Consider the following 13,937-nt stretch of genomic DNA (forward strand, 5'->3'; position numbering starts at 1 on the left):
TTTGTGCTTACGCACAAAAATGACGCAGATTTAACCCTTAAATCCGTGATATTCGCCAAAGCAATTTTTTAATCTCTGCTTAATAATGAGCCTGACCTTATCGCATTTCGAATTAGGTGTGGGATCTAATTCGGCTGCACTCTACTCGCATCGTCAAACCTCAGCAAAGAACTGAACGGGACAAACTATGAACTTAGTGCTGATACTCATAGGCGTCATCGCCTTTATTGTCATTGCAACCTCCAAATTTAAACTTCACCCATTTTTAACCCTGATCTTGGCTGCGTTTATCGCCGCTTTTGCCTATGATCTTCCTAGCGGCGATATTGCCAAAACTATTACCACTGGCTTTGGTAACATCCTTGGCTACATTGGCTTAGTGATTGTTCTTGGTACCATTATCGGGATTATTCTCGAAAAGAGTGGTGCCGCCATCACCATGGCCGATGTCGTTATTAAAGTATTGGGCAAACGTTTTCCTACGCTTACGATGTCAATCATCGGTTATTTAGTTTCTATTCCCGTATTCTGTGATTCAGGCTTTGTGATCTTAAACTCGCTTAAACAGTCCATGGCCAATCGCATGAAGGTCTCGAGTGTTTCGATGAGTGTCGCCCTAGCGACGGGACTTTATGCCACCCATACCTTTGTCCCCCCCACTCCAGGTCCTATCGCCGCAGCGGGTAACCTCGGCTTAGAATCAAACCTAGGCTTAGTAATTGGTGTCGGTTTATTTGTTGCAGCCATCGCAGCCATTGCGGGCATGCTATGGGCGAATCGCTTCGCAAAGGTTGAGCCTGACGGTGAAGGCGCTGAAGAAATTACTGCTCAAGTGAATGATTTTGAAGCGCTAAAACAGAGCTATGGCACCCTGCCAAGCCCATTTAAGGCATTTGCACCGATTTTTGTGCCTATCCTTTTAATCTGTTTAGGCTCTATTGCCAACTTTCCTTCCGCCCCATTAGGTAAAGAAGGTTTATTCACTGCGTTAGTGTTTTTGGGTCAACCCGTAAACGCCCTGCTTATTGGTTTATTCCTGTCGCTATTGCTTCTAAAAAGTGACAACAAAATCGCCGAATTTAGCGAACGTATCAGCCAAGGCTTAGTGGCTGCAGCACCTATTATCCTGATCACGGGTGCAGGTGGCGCCTTTGGTGCAGTCCTTAAAGCTACGCCTATTGGCGACTTTTTAGGTAGCTCGCTCTCGGCCTTAGGTGTCGGTATCTTTATGCCCTTTATCGTTGCTGCGGCATTAAAATCCGCCCAGGGTTCATCGACTGTTGCCTTAGTAGCCACCTCTGCCCTCGTTGCGCCAATGCTCGGTGATATCGGTCTTGGCAGTGACATGGGCCGTGTACTGACCGTTATGGCGATTGGCGCTGGCGCGATGACCGTATCCCACGCTAACGACAGCTTCTTCTGGGTGGTGACACAATTTAGCCGCATGAGCGTTAAACAAGCCTATAAAGCCCAAACCATGGCAACCCTAATCCAAGGTGTTACCGCCATGCTAACCGTGTACGTATTAAGCTTGGTGTTACTGTAAGCCCTTTATCTTTCCTTGGGCGCAACTCTGCGCCCAATAAGCCGTAGGATTATTCATGAAGATAGTGATCGCCCCCGATTCCTTTAAGGAAAGTTTAACTGCGCTCGATGTCGCTAATGCCATCGAACATGGCTTAAAACAGGTCATCCCTGAATGTGATATTGTCAAAGTGCCCGTTGCCGATGGTGGCGAAGGCACTGTGCAATCCATGGTCGATGCCACTAATGGCACTATAGTGAGCCTTGATGTCATTGGGCCACTCGGAGAGAAGGTGCAAGCGCAGTATGGGATTTTGGGCCCTAATGCACCTCAAAGTGCCAGTAACCAAGGCCCCATTGCGGTAATAGAGATGGCTTCAGCCTCGGGTCTGCATCATGTGCCAAGGGATGAGCGAAATCCACTGATAACCACAAGTTATGGCACAGGACAGATGATTTGTGATGCGCTTAATCGGGGGATAAAGCACATCATTCTTGGCTTAGGTGGCAGTGCGACTAACGATGGTGGCGCAGGGATGGTGCAAGCGCTAGATATCCTATTGCTCGATAGCCAAGGCAAAAGCCTACCACCCGGCGGCGCAGCCCTCAGCAATCTTGCAAAAATTGATTTGAGTCAGGCTCATCCGCTACTGAAGGAATGCCGTTTTGAAGTGGCCTGCGATGTGGATAATCCCCTTTGCGGCGAACGCGGTGCATCTGCCATTTTTGGTCCTCAAAAAGGCGCAACCCTTGAGATGGTAAACAGCTTAGATGCCGCCCTTGGCCATTTTGCCGATATCCTTAGCCAAAACAATATTGCCGATCACCGCAATCAAGCGGGAGCTGGCGCTGCGGGGGGTATGGGGTTTGGCGTGATGGCGTTTTTCAATGCCGAACTAAAACCTGGCATCGAGATTGTAATGCAAACCGTAGGGCTTAAGGAAAAACTCCAGGGTGCAGACTTAGTCATCACTGGTGAAGGTCGCATCGACGGCCAGACCGTGTTTGGTAAGACGCCAATGGGTGTCCTCAAGCAAGCACAGTTGCAGCATATTCCAACCATTGGCATTGCAGGTTGCCTTGGGGATAACGCCGAGGCAGTGCTAGAACATGGGATGTCGGCTATTTTCCCGATTATTCCAGCATTAAGCCCGCTCGATGATGTGCTCGCCAATGCGAAAGTCAATCTGAGCAATACCGCGCGTAATATTGCCGCCCTGCTCCGATTGGGCAGCCAACTCAAGTCCTAGTCCAAATCAGACATAGAGTAAAAAATCATCATGATAGGGCGCCAGATTGGCGCCTTTGTTTATTTTTTACTTAAGTGTCAACCCAAGGGCAATTTTAACGCTTGATGCCTAAATGGGCTTGCAGTAAAGTGAGCACCTTTTTGGTAACCCGCCAATGGGTGCCGATAGCTGCGCCTTTCGGTATACTCTGCAATGTACTTAGCGGTTTCACGATAAGAATTAATAGACGGCAAGCCCATGACCCAAAAACTTCCTCGCCAAGCCATCGCATCTGAAGACAGCCTGATGCGTATTTTTACTGTGCCCGAAGATGCAGATTCCACCTTAAGCATAATCGAACAGAAGCTTTCCGAGGATTTAGCGGGATTTTTAGGTGAGAGCATCGCCGCACTCGAAAAACCGCTATCAGAAATTGAAACCGATTTTCAGGCCTTTGAAATTCCTACTCTGCCACGGTTTGTCTCCGACTATACCGACGAAATTATGCAGAATCTGGTGGCGCACTCGGTACACACAGCCGCCCCAAGTTTTATCGGCCATATGACATCGGCCTTACCCTACTTTGTACTGCCACTGTCGAAGATGATGGTGGGACTTAACCAAAACCTCGTCAAAATCGAAACCTCAAAGGCCTTTACGCCACTCGAGCGCCAAGTGCTGGGGATGATGCATCACCTGATCTACGCCGAAGAGGCCGATTTCTACCAAAACTGGATGCACAGCGCTAACCATTCTTTGGGGGCATTTTGCTCTGGCGGCACGGTCGCTAATATCACCGCCCTATGGATCGCCCGAAATCAATTATTAAAGGCCGATGGCGATTTTAAGGGAGTAACTCGCGAAGGCTTATTAAAAGCGCTGCGCCATTACGGCTATGATGATTTAGCCATTTTAGTGTCGGAAAGAGGTCACTACTCCCTCGGTAAGGCCGCGGACTTACTCGGTATTGGCCGCGACAATATCATCAGTATTCCAACCGACGCAGACAATAAAGTCGATGTTAAGCAGATGCGCAGCATCGCCGAGCAACTTGCCAGCAACAACATTAAAGTAATGGCAATTGTGGGGGTCGCGGGCACAACTGAGACGGGCAATATTGACCCGCTTACTGACTTAGCCGCGTTATCTGCTGAGCTAAACTGCCACTTTCACGTAGATGCCGCTTGGGGCGGTGCTAGCCTTCTATCAACTAAATACCGCCACCTACTCACCGGTATTGAGCTTGCCGATTCGGTCACTATCGATGCCCATAAGCAGATGTATGTGCCGATGGGAGCAGGTATGGTGTTATTTAAAAACCCCGAATTTGCCCACGCCATTGCCCACCACGCCGAATATATTCTGCGCCGAGGCTCTAAGGATTTAGGTAGCCAAACCCTTGAGGGCTCACGCCCAGGTATGGCCATGCTAGTACATGCTTGTTTGCAAATTATTGGCCGTGATGGTTATGAAATCCTTATCAATAACAGCCTAGAAAAGGCGCGTTATTTCGCTAAGCAGATTAGCGCCCATGCGGATTTTGAATTAGTCACAGCGCCCGAGCTGTGTCTTTTGACCTACCGTTATGTTCCTGCCAAAGTACAAACGGCATTGCAAAGAGCCATCGATGCGGGTGACACTCAAACGCTTGCCCAATTTAATGAGTTGCTCGATGGTTTAACTCAATTTATTCAGAAACATCAACGTGAGCAAGGTAAATCCTTTGTCTCACGTACTCGCATCAAACCTGCGCGTTATGGACGTCAAGCAACCGTGGTGTTCCGGGTCGTACTAGCTAACCCTCTGACAAGTAATGAGATTTTAAATCGAGTCTTAGTGGAACAATGTGAAATAGCAACGCTTGATACCGAGTTTTTACCCGCATTACTGGCGCTGGCTGAGCAGTAATCGAATCGGGCATTGTTATCCAATAATACAGATGAAAAAGGCGACCTAAGGTCGCCTTTTTGCTCAATGCACTGAATCCTACAGGGGCTCCTATTGGGGTAGACTCGCTTGGTGCGCTTTAATAAAAACATCCAGTGTTTGTTTAGCTCGGCTTTGAACATCCGCTAACGAATCCGAGGCTGCCATTGGTTCCACCACCTCGTAGTAGCATTTTATCTTAGGCTCAGTACCTGAAGGCCGTACAATCACCCGCGCGCCGTTTGCCAAATAATAGGTCAATACATCACTCGGTGGCAGGTCAATTTTTTCAACTCTGCCATCGGCATATTTGCGCGCTAAAGCCTTCAAATCTTCAGTGCTACTGATGGCTACATCGCCAATTTCAACAGGAGGATGCTGACGCAGGTAAGCACCAATATTTGGCGTTTCGGGTTTAAGGGCAATACTGACTTGGGCGTTTAAATGGAAACCATGCTCGCGGTAAATTTGCTCTAGCCTATCCCAGATGGTTTGCCCCTTAGCAATAAGTTCTGCCGTTAGCTGCGCAAAGGCAACTAAAGCCGATAAACCGTCCTTATCAAGCACCATATCACCAACGCAATATCCTAGCGCTTCTTCGTAGGCGAACAGCAGTTGATTATTGGCGCAGCTGTTTACAAGCCCCACATTCATCAGCCATTTAAACCCCGTGAGTGTGGTATAGCTTTGAGCACCGAAAACCTTAGCCACCTTAGACAAAAGACTTGATGAGACAATGGTTGTCCCAACGAGACGCTGATTGGTAGGTGCATGACTTAGGAGATAATGACCGAATAACACACCCACTTGATCGCCCGTGAGCATCTGGTATTCCCCATCGTCCTTTCGCACAGCCACGGCAAAACGGTCTGCATCGGGGTCATTGGCGCAGGCCAGCATCGCGCCATGTTTTTTCGCCTCCGCGATAACTAAATCCATCGCCCCTTTCTCTTCAGGGTTAGGAAAGTTCACCGTCGGAAAATCGCCATCGGGCTCACGCTGTGAGGCCACAGAGTAGACTTGGGTAAATCCTGCATCCTTAAGCACGGTTTCAGCCATTTCAGCCCCCACGCCATGCATGGCCGTGTAAGCAAGGGTCACCTTTTCAGGCGCCGTATGATTGCGAAGCACAGCAGCTTGCTTAACACCTTGGCGATAGCATTCGTAATATTCATCCCCTAGCCAAATTAACTTGCCTGTACTGACAGCACTATCATGGTCCATAAAGGGAATCGGCAGGGTCGCAGCTAAGTCAATTTGGGCGGCAATCCCCGCATCATGGGGCGGAATTATCTGGGCGCCATTATCCCAATAGACCTTGTAGCCATTGTATTCGGGGGGATTGTGACTCGCGGTGACAACAATACCGGCGGCGGCATTGAAATGGCGAACCCCAAATGCGACTAGGGGGGTCGGGGCGACTTTAGAGGTTAAACGCACCTTAATGCCCATTGCCGCCAACACACTCGCCGCATCATGGGCAAAGGTTTTGGAATCATGGCGACCATCATAGCCAATAATCACTCCGCGCTCCGCTGCATCGGAAAATTGCGCTAAAAGATATGCCCCTAGCCCCGCTGAGGTTTGCCTTATCACTAGACGGTTCATCCCCATGGGGCCTGCACCCACGACACCGCGAAGACCTGCAGTACCGAAGGCTAACCGGCCAGCAAAACGCGCGCTAAGTTCGGCTTCATTCCCTGTATCGACAAGCGTTTGAAGTTGCGCCTTTGTGCGGGGGTCGGGATCATTTTGCAGCCATTGCTGAATCTGTAATTGCAAATGGTTATTCATAGGAGACCTCAACGAAACAACATGTCCAATCACCATAGAAAAAACAGCGCAGAACGACAAGGCAAATAAGATTGTTTAAGGAGAATAATTGTCGAGAAGATGAAAAGATTATGACCTCAAATACCATAAGACGGGGAGATTATCTTACACGCCCATAACTTCAGGCAGTGGTTCCAAAGAATCACTGACAGAAGTCATTACATAACTTGTATTAACCCACGATCCATCGCCATCAACCTAACGCAGTAAATTAATCGAAACCACGTTAGACAAAAGCTCCTTTTCAGAGTCCTGCTCTAATTGGGTACGCCAAGGTTTATCAAACACCCGAACGAGGTAAAAAGTATCTCGCCCAGTGTCTGTCACAAAGGCGATGCCAAATCGCATTAATTCGTAGTGGATATCGTTAACGAACACCAACGAAAAGTTTTGGCGTCCAGTCAACTGATTGATGTCTTCACGGGTCAAGCTAACCCCTTTTTCAACACCTTCAAACCGCTTCTTCAACCAATGGGCAAATTCTTTAGCACTCACCATCGACATGATTTTCTCCTCATAGTGCGAGCCATAATCTGGCATCACACTGATTTTTATCTGTTTCTGAGTAGACTTTCGATTATTACTGCCGCATCCACTCTTAATGTTAGACCAGATTAAGCAAATCCTTTCATTCAGTTCAGATATGTGCTTACGCACTCGGGCACATAAACAATACAACCCTGCCGGTAGCTTGTTGTTATTATTATATTTTTAAATATGCTATTAATGTTTTAAGCCACTATTTTCTAAAAAAGTCTGAGCAATGACTCACACATCTTTCACTGTCTAGCTTTACGAAAAATAGAACAACTTGGGCTGTTTTTCCATGGCGATATATAGGTTAAACATACGATTTATTTATCTTTTAAAGCTGGACAAAGATTAGATTTTGAACCACATAGTCTTAAGTTTGCGCGATTGCAATAAAACCCACTTTCGATCAACTCTGAGCGCAAAACTAAGTTATTTCTCAGCCCGAGTCTTCCATAACGAAAACAGTACCCCCGCTAATAACAAACCAAAGGTCACACTGAGTGATAATGCCGTTGGAATCTGAAAATTCACTATTCCTTGATGGTTTAGATATACAAGGCACACTTTGACACCAATAAATATCAACACCACAGACAATGCATATTTGAGATATTCAAAGCGATGCACCATGGCGGCCAGCGCAAAATAAAGGGCTCTGAGGCCAAGAATGGCAAAGATATTTGAGGTATAAACGATAAAGGGATCTTGAGTTATCGCAAAAATCGCGGGAATACTGTCAACAGCAAAAACAATGTCCGCCGCCTCAACTAAAATCAAGGTCAGCAGCAAGGGCGTTGCCCACCACCCAGCGGCTAACTGATGGTCTTCTCCCCTCACCCAAAATTTTTCTTCATGCAGCGTAGGTGTAAAACGCAGCCTTTGCCTTAACCACAGATAAAAACGATTATCTCGAATGTCACTGTGTTGCTCCTCACTAAAAAGAATTTTAATACCGGTATAAATTAAAAAGATCCCAAATAAAACCAGCACCCCTTGATATTGACTGACCAGCGCCGCTCCAAGTCCAATCATAATGGCGCGCAATACAATGACACCGATAATGCCCCAAAACAGGACTCGATGTTGGTATTTGCGTGGAATGCCAAGACTGCTAAAAATCAGGGCAATAACAAAAACGTTATCCATCGAAAGTGATTTCTCAATAAGATAACCCGTCAGGTATTCCAATCCCGCAGTGGCTCCCCGATACCACCACAGCCAAGCACCAAATAACAACCCCATGCAGATATAAAAAGCAGATAGTTTAAGACTCTGAGCGACGGAAATTTCCTGCTGCTTACGATGCAACACCCCAAGATCGAATGCTAAAAGCGCTGCCACAAAGCCAAAAAACATCATCCAAACCCATACAGGGTAATTTAGAAAAACTGCACTCAACCCGTCCATATCCTATCCAATGTAAGTTATTGACCCCTGTTAAAAGTTGGAGCAAACTTTTAAATTCATAAGCTTAGTTATGCTAACACTGCAGTTAAGTGTGTAACATTTATCCGTTAAGCCAAGCTGAAATGCAGCATTAGGCAAAATAAATGTAGCCACATTGACCTAATGACTAAACAAAGGAAAAAATCCCAAGATGAAATTAAACCATGGTGAAATACAAGAAGCTGAATGCAGGCGGAAATAAAGAAATGTAGCTCAAAAAGAGCCGTCGTACCCCTCTTAAATAAAAGGCAGTGCTTTACTTGAAAATTTCATCAGCCCTAATAAAGAGCGAAAGAAACCAAGTGCAACAACACATAAATTCTTAAAAATACCGTTAAGTGATAGAGGCTTTTAAACGCGCCATACCCTCTTCGATTGTCACTAAGGCAGTGTAGCCAAAATCCCGTTTGGCGGCGCTGATATCAAAGTAATGACTGCAGGAGAGTTGCCGCGCCACAAAGCGGGTCATGATGGGTTCTTCCTGCTTTTTAAGCAGGTGATAAATGCCCTCAAGCAGAGCGCCAACGCCATAGGCAATGGATTTAGGCACTCGTTTAGTCACTGGCGTCAAATTATCACAGGCAAGGATCAGATTTAGCATATGTGCCATAGTCACTGGCTCATCATTACTCACAAAATAGGCCCTCCCCAAACATTTAGGCTGCGCTTGGCACAATTCAAGGGCAGCTAAAAGATGTGCATAGGCCGCATTGTCGACATAGATAGTGTCAACAAGCTTATCCTCACGCCCCACAAGCTTAAGTTTACCCGCACGGGCTCGTGCTAACACACGCGGAACCAAGTGGGGATCCTCTGGTCCCCAAATTAAATGTGGCCTAATTGCGACGGTTTTTAAATGGTAACCGTCATTGCCCATTTCAGATGCGGCCTTTAATACCATCGCCTCGGCAATGGCCTTGGAGTGGGCATAATGATTTAAAAACTGCGCCGCGTAGGGCGTAGACTCATCGATGCCAGATTCATCAACACCTGCAAAGGTGACACTCGGGGTGCTGGTGTATACCAGTGTACTAATGTTAAGTTTGCGGCAAGCATCGAGTATATTTTCAGCGCCCTTTACATTGGACTCAAAGTAACTCTGTTTGCTGCCCCATACACCCGCCTTCGATGCCACATGAAAGACCATATCGCAGCCCTGCATGGCAGATAACACCTGCCCAGCATTGGCTAAATCACCCTGCACCATAGTCACGCCCTGCGCCACAAGCTCAGGGTAATGGCCCCTCGCAAATCCCGTCACTTTAATGCCAGCGGCGAGTAATCTTAGGCAAATCGCCTTCCCCAAAAAGCCCCCCGCCCCCGTAACAAAGGCATGGCGAACCTGAGTGGCAAGTTCCCCTAAGACTCGCTGCTCTTTCGCATGCAATTGAGTTAATGCTAAACAGGGAGCGGTGTTTTGAGTCATTATCTTAATCCGTGAAGGCAGGGATGAGGCACTTAAGCTTTAAGCTGTGACTGTGCCCATATTGCTAATTTTTCTCTAAAAATCTTAGCGTTATGGCGAACATCCATCGGAAAGTCTGGATGAATAAGGAAACGTTTTATCCCCTGAGTGTGGGAAAAACGCTCGCCAATCTCAATAAGCTCCTTATAGAGCTGCTGACTCTGATTACAGGCAATCGACTTATTAAGTTCAAGGCAAACTAGTGGCTCAATCTCATTGCCCACTTTAATACCGACAAGGGCCGAGCGTTTCACGCTAGGGTGGGTATTAAAAATCCGCTCACTTGGAATGGAGAAATAACGCTTATGCAATTTTCCAGCTTTGGTCGCATCGACGCTGTGCGCCTTACGGCCACACATCCATAATCGTCCAGACTCATCGAGATAACCAAGATCGCCCATTCTGTGTCTAAAGGTTTGCGCCTCACTATCCCAAATTTTAGCGGCCTGGGTGGCGCTATCCCTTTGATAATAGGTCTGACTCACCATGGCGCCCTGCACCACAATCTCGCCAATGTCACCGGGCTTTAAACAAAGACTGTCATCCCATTGGGTAATGACTGCTTCGGTAATGTCGATAATCGCAATCTTTACGCCATCGATAGCCTGCCCGACACAAATGCCACCGCCATTATCGGTAATTTCTGTCGTCTCAAATAACGACTCACTAGCAATCATACTAATGGGAAGAGACTCGGTCGCGCCATAGGAGTTAAACACCGGCACATTTGGATTTAGCATTTTACTAAAGCGAGCAATGGATGAAATAGTTGCTGGCGCCCCCGCCGAGATGACCCGCTGTACACTAGTTAATTTGTGCTGCTTTTGCTCACCTGCGCGGCCTAAACGCTCAAGTAACGCGGGGTTAACGAAGATATTGCTGCACTGATATTTCTCAATAGCGGCAAATAAAAAATCGGGGTTAGCAGTAATAGGTTTACTGGCATCCATCTCTGGCACAATCGATGCCATCCCAAGTGCCGGACCAAAGAGCGAAAAAAGCGGAAAAGTCGCTAAATCCCGCTCACCATGGCTAATACCATAATCTTTTTTTAGGGCGGAAATTTGTGCCTCAAACATGCCATGGCTGTAGACAACGCCCTTTGGTGTACCTGTACTGCCACTGGTAAACAAGATTGCCGCCATCTCATCCTTACCAAGCATGGCCATGGGATACTCGGATTGGGTATTTTGTTTAAACTGGGGCCGGGTATATGTATCAATAATCGAGGCTAAACTCGGGGCCGCTGTTAACCATTTTGATGCCATTACCGAAAAGCCGACTTTACCCCCATCCACATTGATAAAATGCTTAGCCGTGCCCTTTGCCCAACCAAAGAGGCGGCGTGCAATATGGGCTTTAGGAATGCCAATAAACGCATCGGGGGCCGCTTCGATAAAACATTGTTTTAGATTTTTAATCCCCATACCTGGGTCAACCAACACAGGGATAATTCCCGCTTTGAACAGCGCAAAGGTTAAGGCAAAAAAATCTAAGCTTGGCGTGACCATCAACACCGCCTTCATGCCGCGTTTAAGGCCATAGGCCTCAAGCGCAAAGGCAATCACATCGCTCTGTTTATCTAAGCTAATAAAATCCAGCTCTTGGTAACTTAAATTTTCGATGCCCTTGCCATTGGCGGTTTGTACCGCCACGGCTAGATGATGGGGAATATCCCGCGCAGCCTGCTTAAGGTGACGACAGAGATTCGCATCCTTGAGTATCTCAGGCTTAAGGTTAGCCATCTCGCCTAAGATATCCGACGACGAAACGCCCTCGGCCACAGAATGAACCTCCCCGAGTATCGTCATTAAACTGCAGCCTGCGGTACATCTTCTACGAGTTCAGCTTCAGCAGCGGATTCGGTCTCTCTGGTTGGCGATACTGCAACCAGATTTGGCATAGCCATAAAGCCCTTGATATGGGCTATCACCTCATCACTGGCATCTTCTAGGATGTAATGCCCGCAATCGGCAAATTCATGCACTGTGGCATGGGGCATTTTTTTACGCCATTCACGTAAAAAATGCTTATCAAAAACAAAGTCCTTCATGCCCCAGCAAATCATGGTTGGAACATTGGCAAATTTAGGCAAACTCTCAGCAATATCAGAAACTAATTGATAATTGCGGTCGCCCTGCTGCAACGGAATATCCTGCACGAAACGCAGTGTCGAGATACGGTTCGCCCAAGAATTAAACGGCGCTACATAGGCCTCGCGGATGTATTTAGACATAGGCTGACGCTTTACCCCCACATAGGAGGCGATAGAAGAGAAAGCATTAAATCCACGCACCAACACGGTACCGAGCAGCGTATTGCGGCAAATCCACAGCGCAATCGGCAGCGGTTTAGTCTCAGGCAAATGGAAAGCACCGGTATTTAAAATCACTAAACGCTTGATGCGCTCAGGGTAACGGGCCGCATAGCCCATACCTATCATGCCACCCCAATCGTGAACGACTAACGTAATGTTTTCTTTAACATTGAGACTGTCGAGCAGCGCCTCTAAATCATCAATACGGCTTTTTAAGGTGTAATCATAATTGCTATCATCGGGCTTATCCGAGAGCCCACAACCAATATGATCTGGCACAATACACTGGTATGTATCCTTAAGTGCACTGACCAAATTTCGGTAATAGAAAGACCAGCTAGGATTGCCGTGAACCATGACCACGGGCTCACCTTGTCCTTCGTTGATGTAATGCAATTTGTTGCCATTACGGCTGAGAAAATGACGTTTAAACGGCAACAGAATGTCTAACATGACGCTTCCTATCTTTTAATTTTATTTATCAAGCGAATACATTGGAAAAGTACACTGGGTATAGATTGTTACCCAGTACTACCACTTAATGCCCAGCATCATGCAGTTTAAGCCACTGCCAATACCTAAAAAACTCACCTGATCGCCGGGGCGTAAAAATCCTTCATCGTGGGCCATCGCGGCTGTTACAGGCAACGAGACTGTCCCCATATTGCCAAGGAACTGATAAGTCGGGAATTCCTTTTCAGGTGGAATATTTAACGCACTCAGCACCTGTTTACGATTCGAAACGCCAACCTGGTGACAAATCACTTTATCGACCTGCTCCACCAACCAATCGCGCTGGGCCAAGAAATGCTCCCAAGTGTGCTTGGCAAGCTCAACCCCTTCTTTTAGCAGGGTTACAGCATCGGTTCGCATAAACTCACGGTAGAGATTCTGACCCGCTTCCTGTAACCCCCACTGGCACAACTGGTGATGCTCTGGTGCCGACAAGTGCGATGCGCCAAGTAACTGATGCTGGCGGGCGCTTGAAAGCGGTAAACTGCCATCTGTCAAGATAACAGCAACGGCACCAGAGCCCCCAGTAAGGGTTGCGAGTGACTGGGCAAAATTCTGCATTGTTGGGTCGGCAAGCATATTATCGATTGTTACATCGACGATATCGCGCGCCGATTCGCAGGACACAACCATACCGGCCTTAATCTGGCCAAGTTCAATGCGGTTTGCGATATCTAAAATGCCCGATAACACACCAAGACAGGCATTACTGATGTCATAAATGGCCGTGTCCTTTGACACACCAAGCTCGGCGGCAATTCGACAGGCAGTTGCGGGTTCATGCTGATCGCGGCACACCCCGGTGTAAACCACGGCGCCTAACTGCTCAACGTCAATTCCGGTTTCTGCAATGGCCTTACGCGCCGCCTTAATGGCTCCATCGGACAACTGATGCCCCTTAGGCCACCAGCGACGTTCGGTGATCCCAGTTAACGCTGCTAATTGCCCCATCGGAATGCGAAACTTTTGGTACAAAGGGGCAAGACGGGATTCAAGCTCGCTACTCGAAACCACCACAGGCGCCAATTCATAGGCAAGACTATTAATAAATACGCGGGAATATTTCATGGAACTGTTTTATTCGCTCACTCGAACCACTGGCTTAGCACCAGTTTGACGTTGTTATAGGTTATTAACGCGACATTTGAAC

The 13,937-nt window shown here is 47.4% G+C and carries 10 protein-coding genes; 3 read left to right on the top strand and 7 right to left on the bottom strand.

Features of this window, described 5'->3' with window-relative positions; translation table 11 throughout:
• The first annotated feature begins 187 nt into the window (after window positions 1–187).
• The 3 genes from K0H61_RS11405 (at window position 188) to panP (ending at window position 4,661) form a co-directional block, all read left to right on the top strand.
• Window positions 188–1,546 (top strand): GntP family permease, encoded by a 1,359-nt coding sequence (locus K0H61_RS11405; RefSeq protein ID WP_220049366.1) that lies wholly within the window; start codon window positions 188–190, stop codon window positions 1,544–1,546.
• Window positions 1,547–1,601: 55 nt separating this feature from the next.
• Window positions 1,602–2,774 (top strand): glycerate kinase, encoded by a 1,173-nt coding sequence (locus K0H61_RS11410; RefSeq protein WP_220049367.1) that lies wholly within the window; start codon window positions 1,602–1,604, stop codon window positions 2,772–2,774.
• A 237-nt stretch (window positions 2,775–3,011) separates the two neighbouring features.
• The gene (gene panP / locus K0H61_RS11415) at window positions 3,012–4,661 is read left to right on the top strand and encodes a pyridoxal-dependent aspartate 1-decarboxylase PanP (protein ID WP_220049369.1); all 1,650 of its coding nucleotides are present in this window, start codon (window positions 3,012–3,014) and stop codon (window positions 4,659–4,661) included.
• 90 nt (window positions 4,662–4,751) lie between these two features.
• Here panP and K0H61_RS11420 read toward each other — a convergent pair whose 3' ends face one another.
• From K0H61_RS11420 to K0H61_RS11450, 7 genes are all read right to left on the bottom strand, one after another.
• Window positions 4,752–6,473: a phospho-sugar mutase gene (locus K0H61_RS11420; RefSeq protein ID WP_220049370.1), complete on the bottom strand. Its 1,722-nt coding sequence runs from the start codon at window positions 6,471–6,473 to the stop codon at window positions 4,752–4,754.
• A 237-nt stretch (window positions 6,474–6,710) separates the two neighbouring features.
• The gene (locus K0H61_RS11425) at window positions 6,711–7,016 is read right to left on the bottom strand and encodes a hypothetical protein (RefSeq protein ID WP_220049372.1); all 306 of its coding nucleotides are present in this window, start codon (window positions 7,014–7,016) and stop codon (window positions 6,711–6,713) included.
• Window positions 7,017–7,475: 459 nt separating this feature from the next.
• Window positions 7,476–8,444, bottom strand: a complete 969-nt coding sequence (locus K0H61_RS11430) for a TerC family protein (protein WP_434086587.1) — start codon at window positions 8,442–8,444, stop codon at window positions 7,476–7,478.
• Between the two features lie 382 nt (window positions 8,445–8,826).
• Window positions 8,827–9,918 carry a 2-alkyl-3-oxoalkanoate reductase gene (oleD, locus tag K0H61_RS11435; protein WP_220049375.1) on the bottom strand — a complete coding sequence of 364 codons (1,092 nt, stop codon included), beginning with the start codon at window positions 9,916–9,918 and terminating at the stop codon, window positions 8,827–8,829.
• 32 nt (window positions 9,919–9,950) lie between these two features.
• Complete coding sequence (gene oleC / locus K0H61_RS11440; RefSeq protein WP_220052670.1) at window positions 9,951–11,702, bottom strand: olefin beta-lactone synthetase; 1,752 nt, start codon at window positions 11,700–11,702, stop codon at window positions 9,951–9,953.
• Window positions 11,703–11,767: 65 nt separating this feature from the next.
• Window positions 11,768–12,727: an alpha/beta fold hydrolase gene (locus K0H61_RS11445; protein WP_220049376.1), complete on the bottom strand. Its 960-nt coding sequence runs from the start codon at window positions 12,725–12,727 to the stop codon at window positions 11,768–11,770.
• 78 nt (window positions 12,728–12,805) lie between these two features.
• On the bottom strand, window positions 12,806–13,855 hold the full coding sequence (locus K0H61_RS11450) for a 3-oxoacyl-ACP synthase III (RefSeq protein WP_220049378.1): 1,050 nt from the start codon (window positions 13,853–13,855) through the stop codon (window positions 12,806–12,808).
• Window positions 13,856–13,937: the final 82 nt, after the last annotated feature.

It is taken from the genome of Shewanella acanthi, from assembly GCF_019457475.1.
Lineage (GTDB): Bacteria > Pseudomonadota > Gammaproteobacteria > Enterobacterales > Shewanellaceae > Shewanella > Shewanella acanthi.

Bases quoted from the DNA above. Each gene is read 5' to 3' on its own strand.
- K0H61_RS11405 (WP_220049366.1), top strand. From the start codon at position 188: ATGAACTTAGTGCTGATACTCATAGGCGTCATCGCCTTTATTGTCATT.
- K0H61_RS11410 (WP_220049367.1), top strand. From the start codon at position 1,602: ATGAAGATAGTGATCGCCCCCGATTCCTTTAAGGAAAGTTTAACTGCG.
- panP (WP_220049369.1), top strand. From the start codon at position 3,012: ATGACCCAAAAACTTCCTCGCCAAGCCATCGCATCTGAAGACAGCCTG.
- K0H61_RS11420 (WP_220049370.1), bottom strand. From the start codon at position 6,473: ATGAATAACCATTTGCAATTACAGATTCAGCAATGGCTGCAAAATGAT.
- K0H61_RS11425 (WP_220049372.1), bottom strand. From the start codon at position 7,016: ATGTCGATGGTGAGTGCTAAAGAATTTGCCCATTGGTTGAAGAAGCGG.
- oleD (WP_220049375.1), bottom strand. From the start codon at position 9,918: ATGACTCAAAACACCGCTCCCTGTTTAGCATTAACTCAATTGCATGCG.
- oleC (WP_220052670.1), bottom strand. From the start codon at position 11,702: ATGGCTAACCTTAAGCCTGAGATACTCAAGGATGCGAATCTCTGTCGT.
- K0H61_RS11445 (WP_220049376.1), bottom strand. From the start codon at position 12,727: ATGTTAGACATTCTGTTGCCGTTTAAACGTCATTTTCTCAGCCGTAAT.
- K0H61_RS11450 (WP_220049378.1), bottom strand. From the start codon at position 13,855: ATGAAATATTCCCGCGTATTTATTAATAGTCTTGCCTATGAATTGGCG.